Annotated in this window: 20 protein-coding genes; 10 read left to right on the forward strand and 10 right to left on the reverse strand. The window is 68.3% G+C overall.

Annotated elements, in window-relative coordinates; translation table 11 throughout:
• Nucleotides 1-33: 33 nt before the first annotated feature.
• Both MKD38_RS27060 and MKD38_RS27065 read right to left on the reverse strand, forming a co-directional pair.
• Nucleotides 34-675, reverse strand: coding sequence for an alpha/beta hydrolase (locus MKD38_RS27060; protein WP_252681918.1), 642 nt, complete (start codon nt 673-675; stop codon nt 34-36).
• A 155-nt stretch (nt 676-830) separates the two neighbouring features.
• The gene (locus tag MKD38_RS27065) at nt 831-1151 is read right to left on the reverse strand and encodes a (2Fe-2S) ferredoxin domain-containing protein (RefSeq protein WP_012351580.1); all 321 of its coding nucleotides are present in this window, start codon (nt 1149-1151) and stop codon (nt 831-833) included.
• A 390-nt stretch (nt 1152-1541) separates the two neighbouring features.
• Between MKD38_RS27065 and MKD38_RS27070 the strand changes: the two genes are divergently transcribed.
• The 8 genes from MKD38_RS27070 (at nt 1542) to MKD38_RS27105 (ending at nt 11361) form a co-directional block, all read left to right on the forward strand.
• On the forward strand, nt 1542-2843 hold the full coding sequence (locus MKD38_RS27070; RefSeq protein ID WP_252681920.1) for a dicarboxylate/amino acid:cation symporter: 1302 nt from the start codon (nt 1542-1544) through the stop codon (nt 2841-2843).
• 79 nt (nt 2844-2922) lie between these two features.
• Nucleotides 2923-4920, forward strand: a complete 1998-nt coding sequence (locus tag MKD38_RS27075; RefSeq protein ID WP_252681921.1) for a sensor histidine kinase — start codon at nt 2923-2925, stop codon at nt 4918-4920.
• 8 nt (nt 4921-4928) lie between these two features.
• Complete coding sequence (locus MKD38_RS27080; protein ID WP_252681923.1) at nt 4929-6254, forward strand: sigma-54-dependent transcriptional regulator; 1326 nt, start codon at nt 4929-4931, stop codon at nt 6252-6254.
• 248 nt (nt 6255-6502) lie between these two features.
• Entirely contained in the window at nt 6503-7630 is a 1128-nt protein-coding gene (locus MKD38_RS27085) for an NAD(P)/FAD-dependent oxidoreductase (protein ID WP_252681925.1), read from the forward strand.
• A gap of 9 nt (nt 7631-7639) precedes the next feature.
• Nucleotides 7640-8332: a two-component system response regulator CreB gene (gene creB / locus MKD38_RS27090; protein ID WP_305882537.1), complete on the forward strand. Its 693-nt coding sequence runs from the start codon at nt 7640-7642 to the stop codon at nt 8330-8332.
• Nucleotides 8333-8341: 9 nt separating this feature from the next.
• Nucleotides 8342-9799 (forward strand): two-component system sensor histidine kinase CreC, encoded by a 1458-nt coding sequence (gene creC, locus MKD38_RS27095; protein ID WP_252681929.1) that lies wholly within the window; start codon nt 8342-8344, stop codon nt 9797-9799.
• Nucleotides 9800-9897: 98 nt separating this feature from the next.
• A complete protein-coding gene (locus tag MKD38_RS27100; RefSeq protein WP_252681931.1) occupies nt 9898-10875 on the forward strand; it encodes an NAD(P)H-dependent flavin oxidoreductase in 978 nt (325 codons plus the stop codon).
• Between the two features lie 42 nt (nt 10876-10917).
• Nucleotides 10918-11361 (forward strand): YbaN family protein, encoded by a 444-nt coding sequence (locus MKD38_RS27105; RefSeq protein WP_252681933.1) that lies wholly within the window; start codon nt 10918-10920, stop codon nt 11359-11361.
• A 90-nt stretch (nt 11362-11451) separates the two neighbouring features.
• On the opposite strand, the gene MKD38_RS27110 is transcribed toward MKD38_RS27105, so the two are convergent.
• The 7 genes from MKD38_RS27110 to MKD38_RS27140 form a co-directional block, all read right to left on the reverse strand.
• Nucleotides 11452-12702, reverse strand: coding sequence for a phenylacetate--CoA ligase family protein (locus MKD38_RS27110; protein WP_252681935.1), 1251 nt, complete (start codon nt 12700-12702; stop codon nt 11452-11454).
• 83 nt (nt 12703-12785) lie between these two features.
• Entirely contained in the window at nt 12786-13601 is an 816-nt protein-coding gene (locus tag MKD38_RS27115; RefSeq protein ID WP_018003769.1) for an ABC transporter ATP-binding protein, read from the reverse strand.
• A gap of 108 nt (nt 13602-13709) precedes the next feature.
• The gene (locus MKD38_RS27120; RefSeq protein ID WP_111521793.1) at nt 13710-15047 is read right to left on the reverse strand and encodes an ABC transporter substrate-binding protein; all 1338 of its coding nucleotides are present in this window, start codon (nt 15045-15047) and stop codon (nt 13710-13712) included.
• Nucleotides 15048-15141: 94 nt separating this feature from the next.
• The gene (locus tag MKD38_RS27125; RefSeq protein WP_252681937.1) at nt 15142-16218 is read right to left on the reverse strand and encodes a branched-chain amino acid ABC transporter permease; all 1077 of its coding nucleotides are present in this window, start codon (nt 16216-16218) and stop codon (nt 15142-15144) included.
• Nucleotides 16219-16242: 24 nt separating this feature from the next.
• On the reverse strand, nt 16243-17157 hold the full coding sequence (locus tag MKD38_RS27130; protein WP_252681939.1) for a branched-chain amino acid ABC transporter permease: 915 nt from the start codon (nt 17155-17157) through the stop codon (nt 16243-16245).
• An 11-nt stretch (nt 17158-17168) separates the two neighbouring features.
• The gene (locus tag MKD38_RS27135; RefSeq protein ID WP_252681941.1) at nt 17169-18131 is read right to left on the reverse strand and encodes an ABC transporter ATP-binding protein; all 963 of its coding nucleotides are present in this window, start codon (nt 18129-18131) and stop codon (nt 17169-17171) included.
• 22 nt (nt 18132-18153) lie between these two features.
• Nucleotides 18154-20112 carry an AMP-dependent synthetase/ligase gene (locus MKD38_RS27140; protein ID WP_252681943.1) on the reverse strand — a complete coding sequence of 653 codons (1959 nt, stop codon included), beginning with the start codon at nt 20110-20112 and terminating at the stop codon, nt 18154-18156.
• A 237-nt stretch (nt 20113-20349) separates the two neighbouring features.
• Between MKD38_RS27140 and MKD38_RS27145 the strand changes: the two genes are divergently transcribed.
• Both MKD38_RS27145 and MKD38_RS27150 read left to right on the forward strand, forming a co-directional pair.
• On the forward strand, nt 20350-21018 hold the full coding sequence (locus tag MKD38_RS27145; protein WP_252681945.1) for a Crp/Fnr family transcriptional regulator: 669 nt from the start codon (nt 20350-20352) through the stop codon (nt 21016-21018).
• Nucleotide 21019: 1 nt separating this feature from the next.
• Complete coding sequence (locus MKD38_RS27150; protein WP_252681947.1) at nt 21020-21442, forward strand: DUF3293 domain-containing protein; 423 nt, start codon at nt 21020-21022, stop codon at nt 21440-21442.
• A gap of 40 nt (nt 21443-21482) precedes the next feature.
• Here MKD38_RS27150 and MKD38_RS27155 read toward each other — a convergent pair whose 3' ends face one another.
• A complete protein-coding gene (locus MKD38_RS27155; protein WP_183292621.1) occupies nt 21483-21833 on the reverse strand; it encodes a hypothetical protein in 351 nt (116 codons plus the stop codon).
• Nucleotides 21834-21946 lie beyond the last annotated feature (113 nt).

Raw genomic sequence — 21946 nt, forward strand, 5'->3', positions numbered from 1 at the left:
GTGGGAAATTCCGGGATGGCGGGCGTGCCGGCCTTACCGGTCCCACGCATTGACGACGAGCTGCTTGATCAGGTGCAGCTTGCGGTGAAAGAAATGGTCGGCGCCGGGGATCACGATCACCGGCAGCTCCTGCGGGCGGGCCCAGTCGAACACGCTGGCCAGCGGCACGGTGTCGTCCTGTTCGCCATGGATGACGATGGTGTCGGCCGGCACCTGCGCGACTTCCCAGCGGCTGGCGGCGGTGCCAACCAGCACCAGGCGCTGCACCGGCGTGCCGGCCTCGGCCAGGCGCCGCGCCACATGGGTGCTGACGAAGCTGCCGAACGAGAACCCGCCCAGCACCAGCGGCAGCGTCGCGGCCTGCGCCGACCACGCGGTCTGCTGGCGCATCCAGGCCGCCACGGCGAGCAGGTCGTCCTGTTCGCCGATGCCGTTGTCATGCTCGCCGGCGGTCGCGCCGACACCGCGGAAGTTGGGGCGCACGGTGGCATAGCCCAGCTGCACGAAGGCGCGTGCCAGCGTCTGCGCGACCTTGTTGTCCTTGGTGCCGCCAAACAGCGGATGCGGATGTGCCACCAGCGCCAGGCCTCGGAGCTCGCCTTGCGGCAGGTCCACCGACACGTCGATCGCGCCGACGGGGCCGGCGATGGAAATTACCTGGGTATGCGCGTTCATAGGGCGGTCTGGGGCAATCAGGAGGCCGGCTGGCTCAGGTGGGAAACTCTGGCGGGAAATCCCGGGGCAAAAAATGAAAAAACCGTCCGGCGTGCGGGCGGCGGGGTCTGGCATCGGCGCTGCGGCATCGGTAGCGCCGCGGACTTCGTTCTCGTTCAGCGATCCACCATCAGCCGCTCGACCGGCTTGCCCTTGAGCAGATGGCTGTCGATGATTTCATCGATGTCATGCTCGTCGACATAGGTGTACCAGATGGCCTCGGGGTAGACCACCAGCACCGGGCCGAGTTCACAGCGGTTCAGGCAGCCCGCCTTGTTGATGCGCACGCGGCCTTCGCCGCCGGCGATGCCCAGTTCCTTGCAGCGCTTCTTGGCGTATTCCTGCATGGCCTTGGCGTTGTAATTGGCGCAGCAGTTCTCGCCGGCCTCGCGCTGGTTCAGGCAGAAAAAGACGTGGTGCTGGTAGTAGCTGCGCATGCGTACGGTGTGATGACGGCCCCGGACGGCGGCACGGCCCGGACGGCATTGAACGGAAGCTCAGAATTATACGGCGTTGCGAGCGCCGGGCCGCGATATGCGGCAGCTTTGCGCGCACCGCCATGCAGCCCGGGCCCCTGCCAGGTGGCGCCTCGCGCACCCTGTGCCCGCCCGCCATTCCGGATCGCCGGATCCGCGCCGTCCGGGATTCCGGAATCCCGGAGGCCCGGCGCCCGGTCGCGGACAGCCTTTCCTTGTGAATCAACCAGTTAGCAATACCGGTTGGACTGGCATGCCGGTTGCGAATTCCCGCCCCTGAACGCGCCGCAAGCGTGACGGCGCGCGCCCGCGCGGACCCGCCCGGGTACGGTCAACACCGAGGACGACATCATGAGGAAACCCTTCTACAAGATCCTGTACGTGCAGGTCCTGTTCGCCATCTGCGTCGGCATCCTGCTCGGCCACTTCTGGCCCGACACCGGCGTCGCCATGAAGCCGCTGGGCGATGGCTTCATCAAGCTGATCAAGATGATCATCGGCCCGATCATCTTCTGTACCGTGGTGACCGGCATTGCCGGCATGAGCGACATGAAGAAGGTCGGCCGCGTCGGCGGCAAGGCGCTGCTGTACTTCGAGGTGGTGTCGACCTTCGCGCTGCTGATCGGCCTGGGCGCCGCGCACCTGCTCAAGCCGGGCGTGGGCTTCAACATCGATCCCGCCACGCTCGACACCAAGGCCATCGCCCAGTACGTGTCAAAGGCGCACGGCCAGAGCACGGTCGAGTTCCTGATGCACATCATCCCCGACACCGTGTTCAGCGCCTTCGCCAACGGCGACATCCTGCAGATCCTGCTGGTGTCGCTGTTCTTCGGCGCCGCGCTGGCCGTGCTGGGCGAACGCGCCCGCATCGTGGTGCAGCTGATCGAGCAGGTCTCGAAGGTGTTCTTCCATATCGTCCACGTGATCACCAAGGTGGCCCCGATCGGCGCCTTCGGCGCGATGGCGTTCACCATCGGCAAGTACGGCCTGGGCTCGCTGGTGCCGCTGCTCAAGCTGATCGGCACCTTCTACTTCACCGCCATCGTGTTCGTGCTGGTGGTGCTGGGTACGATCGCGCGCATGACCGGCTTCAGCATCGTGCGCTTTATCTCGTACATCAAGGAAGAGCTGCTGATCGTGCTCGGCACCAGCTCGTCCGAAGCCGCGCTGCCGCACATGATGGAAAAGCTGGAGAAGCTGGGCTGCTCCAAGTCGGTGGTGGGCCTGGTGGTGCCGACCGGCTACTCGTTCAACCTCGATGGCACCAACATCTACATGACGATGGCGGTGATCTTCATCGCCCAGGCCACCGGCATCGAGCTGACGCTGATGCAGCAGCTGACCATCCTGGCGGTGGCGATGATCACCTCCAAGGGCGCCAGCGGCGTGACCGGCTCGGGCTTCATCACGCTGGCGGCGACGCTGGCGGTGGTGCCGACCATCCCGGTGGCGGGCATGGTGCTGATCCTGGGCATCGACCGCTTCATGAGCGAGTGCCGCGCGCTGACCAACATCATCGGCAACGGCGTGGCCACGGTGGTGGTGTCGGCGTGGGAACGCGAGCTGGACCGCAAGCGCCTGGCGCGCGTGCTGCAGCACGGCGCCGGCGACGATGCCGACGCGCTTGGCGAAGCCGGCCAGCGCGCCGCCTGAACCGGCAACCCCTGCGCGGGCGGCTGCCCCGGCTTCGCGCCTGCGGGTATCATCGGCGCGACACCCCTCGCGCGCGCCGATGCCACACTCCGACGACTTTCTCGCCGTGCATGACCCTGCCGCCACCCGCCCGGTGCACGCGCCCGCGGCCGGCAGCGGGCGCTGGTGGGGCTTTGCCGTCGCCCTTGCCGCGGGCCTGCTGCTGCTGTGCGCGCTGACCTGGCTGGTCTCGGTCCAGCGCGGCCTGGCCAGCCTGCAGCAAGGCACCGCGACGCGCGCCGACCGCTACGCCGCCACCCTGGAAAGCACCCTCGACCGCTACGAGTTCCTGCCCGCGCTGGTGTCGCTGCATCCGTTCGTGCGCGGGCTGCTAGCCGCCCCCGACGATGCGCAGCGCGTCGCCGCCGCCAACCAGTACCTGGCCGAGGTCAACCGGCGCGCGCATGCGTCGGCCACCTACGTGATCGCGGCCAACGGCATCGCGCTGGCGGCCAGCAACCACGGCCAGCCCGGCAGCTTCGTCGGCACCGACTACCGCTTCCGCCCCTACTTCCAGACCGCCGCGGGCGGCCAGATGGGGCGCTTCTACGCCATCGGCATCACCAGCGACGAGCCCGGCTACTACATCGCACAGCCGATCGAGTCCGGCGGCAAGGTCATCGGCGTGACCGTGGTCAAGCTCAACCTGGAGTGGTTCCAGCGCGCCGGCAGCGGCGCCGAGCCGCTGATGGTCAGCGACGACCACGGCGTGATCTTCCTGTCGTCGGTGTCGGCGTGGCAATACCGCACGCTGCGCCCGCTGCCGCCGGCGCTGCGCGCGGAGATGGAACGAACCCGCCAGTACCACGGCCGCGCGGTGACGCCGCTGCCGCTGGAGCCGCTGGCGTCGCCGGTTACGCGCTGGCTGGCCGACACCACGCTCACGCACGGCGCGCGCCTGGTGCGCGTGCGCGACGAGGCCGCCGCCGGCCGCACCACCTTCGCGCCGGACGGCGCCGAACGCGCCGACCGCTACCTGGAACTGAACCGCACCGTGGGCCCGGCCGGCTGGACCATGCAGGTGATGGCGCCGCTGGAGCCGGTGCTGGCCAACGCGCGCAACGCCACCGTGGCCGCGGCGCTGGCCTATGCCTGCATCTGCCTGCTGCTGGTCAACTGGCGCCAGCGCCGCCAGCGCGCGCGCGACATGCAGTACAGCCGCCGCTTGCTGGAAGCCGCCTACGATCAACTGGAGCGCCGCGTCGAGGCCCGCACCGCCGACCTGATGGCGATCAACGAAAAGCTTGAAGACGAAGTGGCCGAGCGCACCCGCGCCGAAAACGAGCTGCGCGCGGCCCAGGACGAGCTGGTGCAGGCCAGCAAGCTGGCCGCGCTCGGGCAGATGGCGGCCGGCATCACGCATGAGCTGAACCAGCCGCTGGCGGCGCTGCGCACGTTCTCGGACAACACCCGCGTGCTGCTGGCGCGCGGCCAGCTGGCCGCGGCCGAGGGCAACCTTACGGCGATCGCCGACCTGACCGAGCGCATGGGCAAGATCACCGGCCAGCTCAAGCTGTTTGCCGGCAAGGCGCGCCCGGTGCAGCGGCCGGTGGCGCTGCGCGCGGCAGTCGACCACGTGCTGGCGCTGCTGGCGCCGCGGCTGGGCGCGGTCACGATCCACCTCGCTGGCCTGGATGCGGTGCCTGGCCTGGCCGTGCGCGCCGACGAACTGAAGCTGGAGCAGGTGCTGCTGAACCTGCTCGGCAATGCGCTCGATGCCATCGCCGCGGCCGCGCCGGCGCAGGGTCGCATCGATCTCGACGTGCAGGCCGGCGAGCACGCCGTCACCATCGTCGTGCGCGACAACGGCACCGGCATCGCGCCGGAAGCGCTGCCGCGCCTGTTCGAACCTTTTTTCACCACCAAGGAAACCGGCCAGGGCCTGGGGCTCGGGCTGGCGATCTCGTCGTCGATCGTGCGCGAGTTCGGCGGCCAGCTCAGCGTCGCCAACGTCGCCGGCGGCGGCGCGCAGTTTACGCTGGTGCTGGCGCGCGCGCCCGCCATTGATCCCGCGCCATCGGTTTCCGCGTCACCATGAGTACTGCCATGCAAGACGGTCTGCGTGTCCTGTTTGTCGAAGACGAGCCGCTGGTGCGGCAGGCCACCGCGCAAAGCCTGGAGCTGGCCGGCTTCCGCGTGCTGGCGCTGCCCTCGGCCGAGGCCGCGCTCCCGCACCTGCACGGCGCCTTTGCCGGCGTGGTGGTGACCGACGTGCGCCTGCCCGGCGCCAGCGGGCTGGACCTGCTGCAGCACTGCCGCAACGCCGCGCCCGGCGTACCGGTGATCCTGGTGACCGGCCACGGCGACATCACCATGGCGGTGCAGGCGATGCGCGAAGGCGCCTATGACTTCATCGAAAAGCCGTTCGGTGCCGACCGCCTTACCGACACCGTGCGCCGCGCGCTCGAACGGCGCGCGCTGGAGCTGGAAAACCAGGCACTGCGCCGCGAACTGGCCGGGCCCGCCGCCGGCACGCGCATCATCGGCCGCTCGCCTGCGATCGAGCAGGTGCGCGCGCTGGTGGCCAATGTCGCGCCCACCGACGTGCCGGTGATGATCAACGGCGAGACCGGCACCGGCAAGGAACTGGTCGCGCGCAGCCTGCACGCGCTGTCCGGGCGCGCCGAGGGGCCCTTTATCGCGCTGAACTGCGGCGCGGTGCCCGAGGCCATCTTCGAAAGCGAGATGTTCGGGCACGAGGCCGGCGCCTTCACCGGTGCCGGCAAGCGCCGCATCGGCAAGCTCGAGCATGCCTCGGGCGGCACGCTGTTCCTCGACGAGATCGAGAGCATGCCGCTGGCGCTGCAGGTCAAGCTGCTGCGCGTGCTGCAGGAGGGCTCGCTGGAGCGGCTGGGGTCGAATGCCTCGGTGAAGATCGACGTGCGCATCGTCGCCGCGGCCAAGGGCGACATGGACGCGCTGGTGGCGCAAGGCACCTTCCGCGAAGACCTGTATTACCGGCTCAATGTCGTCACCATCGCGCTGCCGCCGCTGCGCGAGCGGCGCGAGGACATCGTGCCGCTGTTCGAGCATTTTTCGCTGGTGTCGGCGGTGCGCTACCAGCGGCCCGCGCCGATCCTGTCCGAGGCGCAGCGCCAGGCGCTGGCCCAGCGCCCGTGGCCGGGCAACGTGCGCGAGCTGCGCAATGCCGCCGACCGCATGGTGCTGGGCGTGCCCGAGGGCGGCCAGGCCGGCGCGCAGGCAGCGGGCCCCGACGAGGGCGCGCCGCTGCGCGAGCGCATGGAGCACTTCGAGCGCGCCGTGATTGCCGACGCGCTGGCGCGCACCGGCGGCGCGGTCAGCCAGGCGGCGGACCTGCTGCAGGTGGGCAAGGCCACGCTCTACGACAAGATCAAGCGCTACGGGCTGTGATGTCATGCGCGGTTCATCGCGCTGCCACGGCGCCGTCACATTGGCGGCCTATGCTTCGTGTGCGGCTGCGGCATTGGCAGGTGCCCGCCGTGTGTATCAGTCTTCGTGGTAATTGATGGCCCCGCGCATGCGGGGCGTTTTTTTGCGGGGTTGGTCGGGTTCAGCGCCGCTTCGCTGCTTCACACCCGCCACACATTGCCCTCACCCCGGCTGGCCAGACTGGAGCCCTTCGCTCTCCGGAAACTGCCATGCCCTCCTTCGACTACGACCTCGTCATCGCCGGCGCCAGCTTTGCCGGCGCCGCCTGCGCCCTGGCTGCCGCGCGCGCCGGCCTGCGCGTGCTGGTACTGGAACGCAAGACCGATCCGGGCGACAAGCTCCACACCACCGGCATCCTGGTCAGGGAAGCGATCGAGCAGACCTGGCTGGGCCAGGCGCCGGCCGATTGCGTGCATCGCGTCGAGCAGGTGAAGCTGTACTCGCCGCGGCTGCGCAGCCTGAGCCTGAGCGCGCCCGGCTACTACTTCCATACCACCGACACGCCGCGCCTGATGCGCTGGCTGGCCGCCGAATTGGTGCGCCACCGGGTCGAGCTGCGGCTGGGCCAGGCCTTCGTCGGCGCGGTGCCGCGCCACGGCGGCTGGCATGTCACCGGCGTGGGCCATACGCGCTATCTGGTCGGCGCCGATGGCGCGCAGTCACGCGTGGCGCAATGCGCCGGGCTCGGGCGCGTGCACAGCTTCCTGTATGGCGTGGAATATGAATTCCCCGGACTGGCACTGCCAGAGCCGGACGCGCTGCACTGCTTCATCACGCGCCGCTTCGCGCCCGGCTATATCGGCTGGATTGCGCAGAACCCCACCGGCGTGCAGGCCGGGCTGGCGCTGCGCTACCTCCCGCGGCGCGGCCGCGCACCGGACCTGGACGGACTGCTGGCGCACGTGCGCGAGCGCGCCGGCCTGCCGCAGCTGACGCAGCCGGCGGCGACGCGCGCGGGGCTGATCCCGTGCGGCGGCCCGGTGTTGCCGCTGGCGCGCGACGGCGCGATCCTGACCGGCGATGCCGCGGGCATCGTGTCGCCGCTGACCGCGGGCGGCATCCACTATGCCTTTGCCCACGGCGAGTCGGTCGGCGAAGCGGTGGCCGCGCATTTGCTGCGCGGCGGGCCCGCGCCGGAAGCCGTGGCCAGCGCCAGCGCGCCACGCTTTCGCGCCAAGCGCGCGCTGCGCTGGATGTTCGAGCGCTTCCAGTGCGACTGGCCGTTCGACCTGATGCTGTATTCGCCGCCGCTGCGGCGGGCCGCGGAGCAGATCTATTTCCACCGGCGCGGCGCGGAACCGGCTGCCGCGGCGGAGCGCGCGGCGGCCAGCGCCTGAAGGGCTAGAATGCCGGGCATGGAACAACCGCGCATCCTGGTGGTGGAAGACGAGCAGGCCATCGCCGACACCATTCTCTATGCCCTGCGCACCGACGGCATGCTGGCCGAGCACTGCACGCTGGGCGGCGACGCGCTCGCGTGCCTGCGCGCCGCGCAAGCCGACCTGGTGATCCTGGACGTGGGGCTGCCGGACCTGAGCGGCTTCGAGGTCTGCCGCACGCTGCGCACCTTCAGCGATGCGCCGGTGATCTTCCTGACCGCTCGCCATGAAGAAATCGACCGCATCGTCGGGCTGGAGATCGGCGCCGACGACTACGTGGTCAAGCCGTTCTCGCCGCGCGAGCTGGCCGCGCGCGTGCGCGCCATCCTGCGCCGGGCGCGCGGCGCCGCCGCGGCAAAGCAAGGCGAGGCCGCCGGTTTCACCCACGACCAGGACGGCGCGCGCCTGGCCTACCACGGCCACTGGCTGACGCTGACGCGCTACGAATACCTGCTGCTGGCCCTGCTGGTGGCGCATCCGGGCCGCATCTACTCGCGCGCGCAGCTGATGGACGGGGTGTGGGCGGGCGCGCTCGATTCCAGCGACCGCACCGTCGACACCCATATCAAGACCCTGCGCGCCAAGCTGCGCGAGGTGTCTGCCGAGGGCGCCGAGCGCATCCGCACCCATCGCGGCATGGGTTATTCGCTGGAGCCCTGAGCGCGCGCCATGCATATCGGCCTGCGCATTTTCTTCGGCTTTTTCCTGATCGTGGGCCTGGCCACGGTGCTGACGCTGCGCGTGTTCGTGCAGGAGGTCAAGCCGGGCGTGCGCCAGGCCATGGAAGACACGCTGATCGATACCGCGCACGTGCTGGCCGCGCTGGCCGCCGACGACCTCAAGGCGGGCCGCATCGCCGACGGCGCTTTCGCGCGGCATATGGCGGCGCTGCGCGAGGTGCCGGTCAATGCCGAGGTCTCGGGGCTGCACAAGGACAGCATCGGCTATCGCGTCTACGTCACCGATGCCAGCGGCATCGTGCGCTTCGACTCCACCGGCACCGACGTGGGCCGCGACTACTCGCGCTGGAATGACGTCTACCTGACGCTGCGCGGCAAGTACGGCGCGCGCAGCACCCGCGCCGACCCCGCCGACGAGGCCAGCACCGTGATGCACGTGGCCGCGCCGGTGCGCGATGGCGAGCGCATCATCGGCGTGCTGACCGTGGCCAAGCCCAATGCGGCGATGGCGCCGTTCATCGCGCGCAGCCAGCGCAAGATCCTGCTCTACGGCGGCCTGCTGATCGGCACCGCCTGCGTGATCGGGCTGGCCTGCACACTGTGGCTGGTGCATGGCCTGAGCCGCCTGCGCGGCTACGCGCGCGCGGTGGCGGCCGGCGAGCGCGCCGAGATGCCGCTGCGCGGCGCGGGCGAGCTGGCCGAGCTGGGGCGCGCGGTGCAGGGCATGCGCGAGCGGCTGGAAGACAAGCAGTATGTCGAGCACTACATCCACACGCTGACGCACGAGATGAAGAGCCCGCTGGCCGCCATCGGCGGCGCGGCGGAGCTGCTGCAGGAAGAGATGCCGGCGCCCGACCGCCAGCGCTTCGTCGCCAATATCCGCACCCAGTCGGGACGGCTGGAAACCATGATCCGCAAGCTGCTGGCGCTGGCCGAGGTGGAACAGCGCCAGCGCCTGGAAGTGCGCGAGCCGGTGCCGCTGGCGCCGCTGCTGGCGCAGCTGTGCGCCGAACTGGAGCCGCGCGCACTGCAGCGCGGCGTCGCGCTGCAGTGCGCCGCCGGGGCCGGCCCTGGCCACGTCGCCGGAGACCCGTTCCTGCTGCGCCAGGCCATCGCCAACCTGCTCGACAACGCCATCGACTTCGCCCCGCCGGGCACCGCGGTCACGGTGCTCCTGGAGCGCCGCGGCGACGCCCTGGCCATTGCCGTGGCCGACCAGGGGCCCGGCATTCCCGACTACGCGCTGCCGCGCGTGTTCGAGCGCTTCTACTCGCTGCCGCGTCCGCACGGTGCGGACAAGAGCACCGGCCTGGGCCTGTGCTTTGCGCGCGAGGTCGCAACGTTGCATCATGGCGACGTGACGCTGGCCAACCGCCCGGGCGGCGGCGCGCTGGCCGAGCTGGTGCTGCCGGCGGCCTGGCGCCCCACGCCGGCCGGAGCGGCATAGACTGGGGCTTTTAACGTGACCGCGCTGAAACTCCCTATAATCGAACGACCGTTCATTTAGGGCACGCCAACGTGCCCGCCAGTAGTTCAGGAGACACCATGCCCGCCGCCAAGCAACTGCCCCAGGCCCTGCAGAACCTGGCCCTGCCCGTGATTGCCTCGCCCATGTTCATCGTCAGCTACCCGGAACTGGTGCTGGCGCAGTGCAAGGCCGGCATCGTCGGCTCTTTCCCGGCGCTCAATGCGCGCCCGGCCGAGCTGCTCGACGAATGGCTGACCAAGATCGGGGACGAACTGGCCGCCTTCAAGGCTGCCAACCCCGGCGCACCGGTGGGTCCGGTCGCGGTCAACCAGATCGTGCACGCCTCCAACGCGCGCCTCGAGCATGACATCAAGGTCTGCGTCGAACACAAGGTGCCGATCTTCATCACCTCGCTGCGCGCGCCGCCCAAGGAACTGATCGACGCCGTGCACAGCTACGGCGGCATCGTGCTGCATGACGTGATCAGCATGCGCCATGCCGAGAAGGCGATCGAATCCGGCGTCGATGGCCTGATCCTGGTCGCCGCGGGCGCCGGCGGCCATGCCGGCATGCTGTCGCCGTTCGCGCTGGTGGGCGAGGTGCGCAAGATCTTCGACGGCCCGATCGCGCTGTCGGGCTCGATCGCCACCGGCGAAGCCGTGCTGGCCGCGCAGGCCATGGGCGCCGACTTCGCCTACGTCGGCACGCGCTTCATCGCCTCGCAGGAGGCGCATGCGGCAGAGACGTACAAGCAGTCGATCACCAGCTCGGCCGCCGCCGATATCGTCTACACCAACCTGTTCACCGGCGTGCACGGCAACTACATCCGCGAAAGCATCAGCAACGCAGGCCTGGACCCCGACAACCTGCCGGTGGCCGACAAGAGCAAGATGGACTTTGCCAGCGGCAGCTCCAAGGCCAAGGCATGGAAGGATATCTGGGGCGCCGGCCAGGGCGTGGGGCAGATCCACGACATTCCCAGCGCCGGCGAGATCGTCGCGCGCATGAAGGCGGAGTACGATGCCGCCAAGGCGCGGCTGGGGATTGCGCGCTGACCGATCCATCACCGGGCCGCCTTGCGGCCCTTTGTTCGACCCTTGCCCCCTTCCAACCCTGACCTTTCGCGCGATCCCGAAGCCGTGCCGAGCCACCGCCAGCGCGTGCTGCGCGCCGTCTGGGTGGCGCTGGGCGGGCTCTGCCTGCTGCTCGGCGTGCTCGGCATCTTCCTGCCGGTGCTGCCGACCACGCCGTTCGTGCTGCTGGCCGCGGCCTGCTTCGCGCGCGGTTCGCGGCGCTTCCACGAATGGCTGCTGGGGCATCCGCGCTTCGGGCCGCTGGTCAGCGACTGGCAGCGGCATCGCAGCATCCCGTTCAAGGCGAAATGCCTGGCGCTGTCGATGATGTGGCTGTCGATGGGGACCACGGCGTGGCTGCTGCGCGGGCGGCCGCTGGTGTCGGCGGCATTGCTGGCTTGCGCGGTGGGGGTGAGTGTGTGGATGGTGCGGTTGCCGACGCGGCCGGCTGGGGGTGGGAAGACATGAGGCTTTCCGGACTATCGACGCCCTTGCTTCGTTGATGCTCCGGCGCTCACCCCCGCCCCTCTCCCGCAGGCGGGAGAGGGGAGCAAACCGTCAATCGTACTTGCGCGCATCCTCGATCAGCCGCCCATCCTGCGGCAACGACCCCGCCGCCACGAACGCCACTTCGCCTCGCAGCCGCATCACCTCGCGCAGCGACTCCGCCACCGCGCGCTGCAGCTCGGCATCCTCACGCGTCGCCTCGCAGCGCAGCGTCATCACGTCGGCGCCCGGATCGCCCGTCACCACCAGCCGCGCTGCGCGGATTTCCGGATGGCGCCGCAGCACGTCGGCCACCTGGCCGGGATGCACGAACATGCCCTTGACCTTGGTGGCCTGGTCGGCGCGGCCGAGCCAGCCCTTGAGGCGGATATTGGTGCGGCCGCACGGGCTGGGCCGCTGCGACGACGCCGGCACCACCGCCGACAGGTCGCCGGTGCCGAAGCGGATCAGCGGGTAGTCGCCGTTGCCCAGCACCGTCACCACCACCTCGCCGGTCTCGCCTTCGGGCATGGGGCGCGAGCCGCCGGGCTCGACGATCTCGACCAGCACGCCCTCGTCCACCACCCAGCCGTCGCCGCCTTCGGTTTCATAGGCGATCAGGCCGACATCGGCGGTGCCGTACATCTGCTGCACGCGCACCCCGCGATCCCGGAACCAGTTGCGCAGCGACGGCGGCAGGGCCTCGCCCGACACCAGCGCCTTGGCCAGGCTGGTGCAGGGCGTGCCGAGCTCGTCGCCGCGCTCCAGCAGCAGCTTGAGGAACGACGGCGTGCCGGCATAGGCGGCCGGCTGCAGGCTCGCCAGCGCCTGCACCTGCGAGTCGGTCTGGCCGACGCCGGCCGGGAACACGCAGCAGCCCAGGCGGTGGGCGCCGCTTTCCATCATCATGCCGGCCGGGGTGAAGTGGTAGGAGAAGGTGTTGTAGACCAGGTCGCCGGCGCGAAAGCCCGCGGCGTGCATGGCGCGCGCGGTGCGCCACCAGTCGGGGTCGTGGCCGTCGGGCTCGTGGATCGGGCCGGGCGACTGGAACACGTGGCGCAGCTTGCCCAGCGGCGTCGCGTTGAGCCCGCCCAGCGGCGGCAGCGCGCGCTGGCGCGCGGTCAGATCCGACTTGCGCGTCACCGGCAGTTCGGCCAGCGCCGCGCGCGAGGTCAGCAGGCGCGGATCGACGCCGCCCAGCAGCTCGGCAAAGTATGGCGCCTGGTCGCGCGCGTGGGCCACCTGGCGTGCCAGGGCGGCAAGGAGCGCCTGCTCGCGGACTTCCGGCGCGCGGGTTTCGAGCGGATCGAAGTGTTCTGGCATGGTGCTGTGCGTCAGGGAAGGGGATGCGGCCTGCCCCGCGCCGAGGTGCGCGTGGTGACAAGCCGGGTGAAAAACGGTCGCTTTTAGGCGAGCCAGCGCTTGCGGCGGCGGTAACTTTTGACGTCGCGGAACGACTTGCGGCCGGGGCCGTCGGCGTCGTTGGCGGCCACGCCCAGGTAGAACTCCTTGACGTCCTCGTTGGTGCGCAGCGACTCGGCGTCGCCGTCCATCACCACGCGGCCGTTCTCGAGGATGTAGCCGTAGTCGGCATAGCGCAGCGCCACCATGGTGTTCTGCTCGGCCAGCAGGAAGCTGACGTTCTCGCGCGAATTCAGGCCGCGCACGATCTCGAAGATCTCCTCGACGATCTGCGGCGCCAGCCCCATCGACGGCTCGTCGAGCAGGATCATCGCGGGCTTGGCCATCATGGCCCGGCCGATCGCGCACATCTGCTGCTCGCCGCCGGAGGTATAGCCCGCCTGCGACTTGCGGCGCGTCTTCAGGCGCGGGAAGTATTCGTAGATCTTTTCCAGCTCGTCGCGGGTCTGGCCGCGCGACAGGCCGCGCGTGTAGGCGCCGGTGAGCAGGTTTTCCTCGATGGTCAGGTGCGCGAAGCAGTGGCGCCCTTCCATCACCTGGATCACGCCGCGGCGCACCAGGTCGTTGGGCGTGAGCTGATCGACGCGGTCGCCGCGGTACTCGATCGAACCCTTGGTGACATCGCCGCGCTCGGCCTGCAGCAGGTTGGAGATGGCCTTGAGCGTGGTGGTCTTGCCCGCGCCGTTGGCGCCCAGCAGCGCCACGATCTTGCCCTCCGGCACTTCGAGCGAGACGCCCTTGAGCACCAGGATCACGTGATCGTAGATGACTTCGATATTGTTGACGGACAGGAGGCTCATGGTGCGGCTCGTGGTGGTGTGGCGGTAATTCGGGGCTTCACAGTGCGGTGGTTTGCTCCCCTCTCCCGCAAGCGGGAGAGGGGGAAACCAATCGGGATTGGTCCGACCTCAGCTCTTCGAGCACCCCGGCGTAATGCCCTTCTCCTTCGCGTACTGCGCCGCGGTGGCCTTGAACAGCGGGTGGATCAGGCTCTTGTTGCCCTCGATCCAGTCCGACACCACCACCCACTTGCTGCCGTCCCACTGCTGGATCTTCACCTTGCCCGAGCCCTCGTGGTTCTCGCAGCTGGTCTTGATCTCCGGCAGCAGGCCGGTGGCGCCCAGTTGCTGCAGGCGGGCATTGGTCAGATTCAGGTTCTCGAAGGCCCAGCGCATCTGCTCGCCGGTCATGGGCTTGCCCTTGCCGAACTTGGCCTGGGCCACGCGCACCGCTTCCACCGTCACCACCGCCGCCGACACGCCGCGGTTGTACAGCACCGAACCGACCTTGTTCTTGTCCTGCATATTGCCCTTGCCGGCGCCGTACACCACCTTCTCGATATCGGCGATCAGCGGCACGCTCTTGCCGGCCACGTTCCAGGTGGCGCTCATGTAGCCCTTGGAGGCATCGCCGGCCGGCACCGTGTCTTCCTCGGAGCCCGCCCACCAGGAGCCGATCATCTTCTCGCGCGAGAAGCCCACCTTCTGCGCCGCCTTCAGCGCGGTCTGGTTCATCACGCCCCAGCCCCAGAAGATCACGTAGTCAGGGTTCTCCTGGCGGATCTTCAGCCATTGCGCGCCCTGCTCGTTGCCCGGGTGCGCCACCGGGATCTCGACCAGGTTGAACTTGCCCAGCCGCGCCTCGGCCTGCAGCGCCACGATCGGCTCCTTGCCATAGGCGGAGTCGTGGTACAGGTAGACGATCTTCTTGCCGGCCAGCGAGCCGCCGCTCTTGCTGGCCAGGTACTTGACGATGGCCGAGACCTGCATCTGGTACGTGGTCACCAGCGGGAATGCGTACGGGAACACCGAGCCATCGACCGCGTCGGTGCGGCCGTAGCCCATCATCACCAGCGGCACCTTGTCGGCCGCGGTCTTGTCGACCAGCGCATAGGAAATGCCGGTGGACATGGCGTGGTAGGCCGTGCCCTTGGTGGTGGCGTTCTTGGACTTCAGGCGTTCATAGCACTCGACGCCCTTGGCGTTGTTGTACTCGGTCTCGCACTCTTCCCAGCTCAGCTTGACGCCGTTGACGCCGCCATCCTTCAGGTTGACGTAGTTGAGGTAGTCGATGAAGCCGCCATACCAGGACTGCCCGTTGGCGCCATAGGGGCCCACGCGATAGCTCGGCAGCGCGATGAACTGCTCGTTGCTTTGCGCCAGTGCCGGCACCGCCGGCGCCAGCAGTGCAGCCGCGGCGCTGACCACCAGGGCGGCGCGTTGCACGTTACGGATCAGGTTGGTCATGACAGTCTCCTTCGCCCTCGGTGGGGCGTTTCGTTATGCGTAGGCTTCAGTACTTCACTCAGGACCTGCGTTCAGACAATAAGACCCCGCTCCGTCAGTGCGGGAACGGCCACAGCCTCAGCTTCTCCTTGGCGATCTGCCACAGCCGGGCCAGCCCGTGCGGCTCGACGATCAGGAAGAAGATGATCAGCCCGCCGAACACCATCAGCTGGATGTGCGACACGGTGGCATTGGTAAAGGGCAGGTGCAGCAGCGATGCCAGCGGCGGCAGCACGTTGTCCAGGAAGATCGGCAACAGCAGGATGAAGGCGGCCCCCAGGAACGAGCCCATGATGCTGCCCACGCCGCCGATGATGATCATGAACAGCACGCGGAACGACAGGTCCAGCGAGAACCCGTCCGGCTCGACCGAACCCAGGTAGCAGAACGCATACAGCGCGCCGGCCACGCCGCAGTAGAACGAGCTGACCGCGAACGCCAGCAGCTTGGTGCGCATCAGCGGGATGCCGATGACTTCCGCCGCCACGTCCATGTCGCGCACCGACATCCAGGCGCGGCCGGTGGCCGAGCGCACCATATTCTTGGCCGCCAGCGCCAGCACCGTGACGATGGCCAGCACGAACAGGTACTTCTTCACCGGGGTGTCGATGGCATAGCCGAACAGGTCGAGCCGCTGCGCCGTGATCACGCCCGACGAGCTGTTGTTGGAGAACCAGGGGAACTTGGTCAGTGCCCACACCACGAAGAACTGTGCCGCGAGCGTCGCCACCGCCAGGTAGAACCCCTTGATGCGCAGCGACGGCAGGCCGAACGCCACCCCAACCAGCGCCGCCGACAGCCCGGCCAGCAGGAACGACAGCAGCACCGGAATGCCTTCGATGCGCAGCTGGAAGTTGTAGGCCGCATACGCGCCCACCGCCATGAAGGCCGCGGTGCCCAGCGACAGCTGGCCGGCATAGCCGGTCAGGATATTCAGCCCCAGCGCCGCCAGCGAAAAGATCAGGAATGGGATCAGGATGGCCGAGAACCAGTATTCCGAGCCGGTGAACGGGATCGCCACGAAGGCGATCGCCATCAGCACCGCAAAGCCGATGCGGTCCTGGCGGATCGGGAAGATCTGGCTGTCGGTAACGTAGCTGGTCTTGAACTGGCCGGCTTCACGATAAAACATGGCAACTCTCCTGTGCGAAGTCGGTCAGACGCGATCGATATGTTTTTCGCCAAACAGCCCCTCTGGCCTCACCAGCAGGAACAACAGCGCAAACACATACGGGAACCACCCTTCGATGCCGCCGAAGTTGCCGCCGAACATCGACTGGAACACCGGCGGGATATAGATCTCGGCCAGCTTCTCCGAGGCGCCGATGATCAGCCCGCCGACGATGGCGCCGGGCACCGAGGTAAAGCCGCCCAGGATCAGCACCGGCAGCGCCTTCAGCGCGGTCAGCGTCAGCGCGAACTGCACGCCATTGCGCGAGCCCCACAGCATGCCCGCCACCAGCGCAACGAAGCCCGCCACGCCCCAGACGATGGCCCAGATGTTCTGCAGCGGGATGCCCAGCGACAGCGCGGCCTGGTGGTCGTCCGCCACCGCGCGCAGCGCGCGGCCGACCTTGGTGTACTGGAAGAACAGCGCCAGCGAGCCCACCAGCGCGCCGGCGATGGCAGCGGCGGCCAGGTCGAACTTGGAGATGACGATGTTGAAGTTGGTCAGGATCGACTCGATCGGCTCGTCGACGATGCCAAGGTTGATCGGGCGCACTTCATTGCCGAACAAGAGCGGTCCCAGCCCTTCCAGGAAGAACGACAGCCCGATGGTTGCCATGAACAGCGTGATCGGCGGCTGGTTGACCAGCTTGCGCAGCACGAAGCGCTCGGTGCTCATGCCCACCAGGATCATCACCACGAAGGCGCCGATCACCGCCGCCCACATCGGCATGCCCTTGTCCATCAGCCCCACCACCGCCAGCGCGGCAAAGTAGACCATCGCGCCCTGGGCAAAGTTGAACACGCCCGAAGCCTTGTAGATCAGCACGAAGCCCAGCGCCACCAGCGAGTACATCAGGCCGGACAGCAGGCCGCCGAGCAGGATTTCAAAGAAGAACGTCATGGTTCAGACCCTCAGTGCGAAGTGCCCAGGTATGCCTTGATCACGTCAGGGTTGCCCTTGACCTCTTCCGGCGTGCCGTCGCCGATCTTCTTGCCATAGTCCAGCACCACCACGCGGTCGGAGATATCCATCACCACGCCCATGTCGTGCTCGATCAGCACGATGGTGGTGCCGAACTGGCGGTTCACATCGAGGATGAAGCGGCACATGTCCTGCTTCTCTTCCACGTTCATGCCGGCCATCGGCTCGTCGAGCAACAGCATCGACGGCTCGGCGGCGAGCGCGCGCGCCAGCTCGACGCGCTTCTGCAGGCCGTACGGCAGGCGCCCCACCGGGGTCTTGCGGATCGACTGGATTTCCAGGAAGTCGATCACCTCCTCCACCTTCTGCCGGTGCCGCATCTCCTCGTTGCGCGCCGGCCCCCACCACAGCGCGTGCGCGAACCACGAGGTACGGAACTGCGTGTTGCGTCCGGTCATGATGTTGTCCAGCACCGTCATGCCCTTGAACAGCGCGATGTTCTGGAACGTGCGCGCAATGCCCTGGCGCGCCGCGGCGGTCGGGTGCATCTGCTTGCGCTCCTCGCCGCGGAACACGATGCGTCCATGCTGCGGGTGGTAGACGCCGTTGATCACGTTCAGCATCGAACTCTTGCCGGCGCCGTTCGGGCCGATGATGGCGCGCACCTCGTGCTCGCACACATCGAACGAGATATCGGTCAGCGCCTTGACCCCGCCGAACGACAGCGAGATGTGCTGCAGGTCGAGGATCACCTCGCCGCCGGTGCGCGCCTGCGCGCCGGTGCGCTGCGCATGGCGCGTACCGGGATGCACCTCGCTGTCATCCGCCAGCCCCGCCGGGGGCAACGGTCCCGCCGGCGCCATCGCACCGCCACCGCCGGCGCCGCTCGCATCGGTGCGTGCCGCCGCGGTCCATTCGCGCTTGCCGGCGCCTTGCCAGGCCACTTGTGTCATGTTGCTGCCTCCACCTGTGCTCTTATGCCGCGCGCGCCGCTATCGGCAGCCGCCTGGCATCCACCAGCTTCAGCGTGGCCGACACGCTGCCCTCGCGCCCGTCTTCGAACTTGACGCGCGTCTCGATGAACTGCTCGGACTTGCCCGCATAGAGCGCGTCGACCAGCACGCCGTACTTTTCCGCGATAAAGCCGCGCCGTACCTTGCGCGTGCGGGTCAGTTCGTCGTCGTCCGGGTCCAGCTCCTTGTGCAGCACCAGGAAGCGCGCCACCTGCGACCCCGCCAGCATCGGGTCGTTGGCAAGGTCCGCGTTCACCTGGTTCACGCACTCGCCGATCATCTCCAGCACGTCCGGCTGCGCGGCCAGGTCGACGTAGCCGGCATATGGCAGGTGGCGGCGCTCGGCCCAGTTGCCGACCGCCTCGAAGTCGATGTTGATGAAGGCGCAGACCTGGTCGCGGCCGTTGCCGAACGCCACCGCCTCCTTGATGTACGGGAAGAACTTGAGCTTGTTCTCGATGTACTTGGGCGCGAACATCGAGCCATCGGCCAGCTTGCCCACGTCCTTGGCGCGGTCGATGATCTTCAGGTGGCCGTCGGCGTCGATCACGCCGGCATCGCCGGTCATGAAGTAGCCCTCGTCGTTGATGGCCTCGCGCGTGGCATCGTCGCGCTTGTAGTAGGACTTGAGCAGGCCCACGCCGCGCACCAGCACCTCGCCGTTGTCGGCGATGCGGATCTCCATGCCCGGCGCGGCCGGTCCCACGGAATCGAACTTGACCTTGCCGTCGGGCTGCAGGCACACATAGGCACAGGTCTCGGTCTGGCCGTAGAACTGCTTCAGGTTCACGCCGATCGAGCGGTAGAAGCGGAACAGGTCCGGACCGATCGCCTCGCCCGCGGTATAGCCCACGCGGATGCGGCTCATGCCCAGCACATTGCGCAGCGGGCCGTAGACCAGCGCTTCGCCCAGGGCGTAGCGCGCGCGCTCCAACAGCGGCACCGGCTGGCCGTCGAGGATATCGGTGCCGCAGCGGCGCGCGACGTCCATGGCCCAGTGGAACAGCTTGCGCTTGAGCCAACCGGCGTCATCCATGCGGATCATCACCTGCGTCAGCAGCCCCTCGTAGATGCGCGGCGGCGCGAAGTAGTAGGTGGGGCCGATCTCGCGCAGGTCGGTCATCACCGTTTCGCGCGATTCCGGGCAGTTCACCGTAAAGCCCGCCACCATCGCCTGCGCATACGAGAACAGGTTGTCGCCGACCCACGCCATCGGCAGGTAGGACAGCACGTCGTCGTCGGCGTTGAGCTTGTCGAAGGCGCAGCCGTTGCGCGCCGAGCCGATCAGGCCATGGTGCGAATGGCACACGCCCTTGGGCTTGCCGGTGGTGCCGGACGTATAGAGGATGATCGCGGTGTCGTCGGGCTGCCCGGCGGCAATGGCCTCGTCATAGAAGCCCGGGTGGGCCTGGTCGAACTCGCGCCCCAGTTCCTGCAGGCGCTCGTACGACATCAGCGAGGGATGGTCGTAGTCGAGCAGGCCGCGCGGGTCTTCGAAGATGACGTGGCGCACGGCGCGGCCGGACTCGGCCAGCTGCGCCTCGACCTCGAGCAGCTTGTCGACCTGCTCCTGGTCCTCGACGATGGCGAACTCGATCTCCGCATCGTTGAGCACGTAGACCATCTCGTTGGCGATGGCGTCCTGGTACAGCGGCACCGGCACGCCACCCAAGGCCTGCGCCGCGGTCATGGCCCAGTACAGGCGCGGACGGTTGTCGCCCACCACTGCCAGGTTCATGCCGCGTTTGAAGCCAAGCGCGGCCAGACCACATGCCAGCGCCCTCACCTGCTGTGCCGCCTGGGCCCAGCTGTATGTCTGCCAGATGCCGAGATCCTTCTCGCGGTAGGCCGGATGCTCCGGCCGCTGCTGGGCGTGCGCCAGCAGCCATCGCGGGAAGGTCGTCGCCGACGATTCCTGCATCGCTGTCTCCTGTCCCTCCGGCGTGGGGGTCCACGCCCGGTGTCAAGCGTCGGTCCGGTGGTTATACTTGGCTTGTTTTGCCTGGCGGCAGTCATGCCGCAGCGCATCAAGCCCGTCGTGCCTTGTTTTGCGGCACTTCCCGGCTCCGTGGTGATCGTAAGATAGCCCATGCCTCCCACCCCGGTTGTCACGCCGGTGACAATTCCGGGTTAATCCCTACCGGAGCTTCCGCAGGCCATGCTCAACGATTTTGTCGACCGCTGCGTGTGGGCAGCAGACCTGAGTCCGGAGCAGCGCGAGCGCGTGCGCCGCGCCATGTTCGTGCACGAGTACAGCCAGGGCGACTACGTCTGCCACAAGGGCGACAAGGCCGAACACTGGCTGGGCGTGCTCGAAGGAATCGTCAAGATCACCACGGTGTCGCCGTCGGGCAAGTCGGTCACCTTCACCGGCGTGCCCACCGGCGGCTGGTTCGGCGAAGGCGCGGTGCTGAAGTCGGAGATCCGCAAGTACGACGTGATGGCGCTGCGCCGCTCGACCATCGCCTTCCTGCCGCGCGACACTTTTCAGTGGCTGCTGGATACCAGCCTGCCGTTCTCGCGCTTCCTGCTGACGCAGTTCAACGAGCGCCTGGGACAGTTCATTGCGGCGGTGGAATATGAACGGCTGCTCGACATCGATTCGCGCGTGGCGCGCGCGGTGTCGTCACTGTTCAACGAGCACCTGTATCCGGGCATCGGCAAGACGCTGGAAATCTCGCAGGAAGAAATCGGCCTGCTCGCGGGCATCTCGCGCCAGCGCGCCAACCAGGCGCTGAAGGTGCTGGAACAGCAGGGGCTGGTGCGGGTGGACTACGGCGTGATCGAGGTGCTGGACCTCGACGGACTGCGGCAGTACGGGGAGTAAGGTGGCCAGCGCCATCGACGCCGAGACCCTGCGGGCGTATCGCGAAACGCACTACCGGGTGCTGGGCGACATGCCGATGACCTTGCGCATCGACCAGCCCAGCGCCGCGCTGGCCGCGCTGCACCGGGCGCTGGGGGTGGACTGCAGCGCCTTCATTACCGCGGCCAATCCCTTCAGCCAGCGCTGCGACGATGCCGCCAACGCGCGCCGGCAACAGGCACTGGCACAGGATCTCGGCGCACTGGGGCTGCGCGCGATCGAAGCCGCCGGCGAGCATCCCGACAACGGCTGGCCGGCCGAACCGAGCTTCCTGGTGCCCGGACTGTCGCTGGCCGAGGCGCGGGCGCTGGGCCAGGCATACCAGCAGAACGCCGTCGTGTGGAGCGGCGCCGACGCGGTGCCGCGACTGGTGCTGTTGCGCTAACCGCGGCGGCTGGACCGGTCAACGCCGACCGTCAGGACGATCAGTGCCCGTGGCCCCGATGGCCATGGTGACCATGATGGCCACGATGACCATGGCCGTGGTGGCGATAGTGGTGATGCCGGTGGTGATGGTGCCGGTAATGGTGATGCCGGCCGCGCCATTCATGCCGCCCATACCAGCGCCGGCCGTCCCAGTAGCGATCGCCATGCCAGCCGTGATAGCGCGGTGCGTACACCACGGGAGGCGGCGGCGCCACATACACCGGCGCCGGCGCGGCATAGACCGGGGTGCCGATATGCACCCCCACGTCGACATGCGCCATCGCCGAACGCGCCGCCAGCAAAGACATGACGCCAGCGAGCAGCGCTGCAAAGAGAACCGGATGAGCCATGATGCGGTGTTGTCGTAAACGGAATGGGTGCACTCTACCGCGCATTCCTGTTACCAGATGCGGCGGATTGTTTCGGTATATAACGCGGTGTAAGCGGGATTACGGCGAGCCTG

Source organism: Cupriavidus sp. WGlv3, from assembly GCF_023952475.1.
Lineage (GTDB): Bacteria > Pseudomonadota > Gammaproteobacteria > Burkholderiales > Burkholderiaceae > Cupriavidus > Cupriavidus phytorum.

Bases quoted from the DNA above. Each gene is read 5' to 3' on its own strand.
- MKD38_RS27145 (WP_252681945.1), top strand. From the start codon at position 20,350: ATGCTCAACGATTTTGTCGACCGCTGCGTGTGGGCAGCAGACCTGAGT.
- MKD38_RS27120 (WP_111521793.1), bottom strand. From the start codon at position 15,047: ATGACCAACCTGATCCGTAACGTGCAACGCGCCGCCCTGGTGGTCAGC.
- MKD38_RS27125 (WP_252681937.1), bottom strand. From the start codon at position 16,218: ATGTTTTATCGTGAAGCCGGCCAGTTCAAGACCAGCTACGTTACCGAC.
- MKD38_RS27080 (WP_252681923.1), top strand. From the start codon at position 4,929: ATGCAAGACGGTCTGCGTGTCCTGTTTGTCGAAGACGAGCCGCTGGTG.
- MKD38_RS27075 (WP_252681921.1), top strand. From the start codon at position 2,923: ATGCCACACTCCGACGACTTTCTCGCCGTGCATGACCCTGCCGCCACC.
- MKD38_RS27110 (WP_252681935.1), bottom strand. From the start codon at position 12,702: ATGCCAGAACACTTCGATCCGCTCGAAACCCGCGCGCCGGAAGTCCGC.
- MKD38_RS27135 (WP_252681941.1), bottom strand. From the start codon at position 18,131: ATGACACAAGTGGCCTGGCAAGGCGCCGGCAAGCGCGAATGGACCGCG.
- MKD38_RS27155 (WP_183292621.1), bottom strand. From the start codon at position 21,833: ATGGCTCATCCGGTTCTCTTTGCAGCGCTGCTCGCTGGCGTCATGTCT.
- MKD38_RS27140 (WP_252681943.1), bottom strand. From the start codon at position 20,112: ATGCAGGAATCGTCGGCGACGACCTTCCCGCGATGGCTGCTGGCGCAC.
- MKD38_RS27085 (WP_252681925.1), top strand. From the start codon at position 6,503: ATGCCCTCCTTCGACTACGACCTCGTCATCGCCGGCGCCAGCTTTGCC.
- MKD38_RS27065 (WP_012351580.1), bottom strand. From the start codon at position 1,151: ATGCGCAGCTACTACCAGCACCACGTCTTTTTCTGCCTGAACCAGCGC.
- creB (WP_305882537.1), top strand. From the start codon at position 7,640: ATGCCGGGCATGGAACAACCGCGCATCCTGGTGGTGGAAGACGAGCAG.
- MKD38_RS27115 (WP_018003769.1), bottom strand. From the start codon at position 13,601: ATGAGCCTCCTGTCCGTCAACAATATCGAAGTCATCTACGATCACGTG.
- MKD38_RS27100 (WP_252681931.1), top strand. From the start codon at position 9,898: ATGCCCGCCGCCAAGCAACTGCCCCAGGCCCTGCAGAACCTGGCCCTG.
- MKD38_RS27130 (WP_252681939.1), bottom strand. From the start codon at position 17,157: ATGACGTTCTTCTTTGAAATCCTGCTCGGCGGCCTGCTGTCCGGCCTG.
- creC (WP_252681929.1), top strand. From the start codon at position 8,342: ATGCATATCGGCCTGCGCATTTTCTTCGGCTTTTTCCTGATCGTGGGC.
- MKD38_RS27060 (WP_252681918.1), bottom strand. From the start codon at position 675: ATGAACGCGCATACCCAGGTAATTTCCATCGCCGGCCCCGTCGGCGCG.
- MKD38_RS27070 (WP_252681920.1), top strand. From the start codon at position 1,542: ATGAGGAAACCCTTCTACAAGATCCTGTACGTGCAGGTCCTGTTCGCC.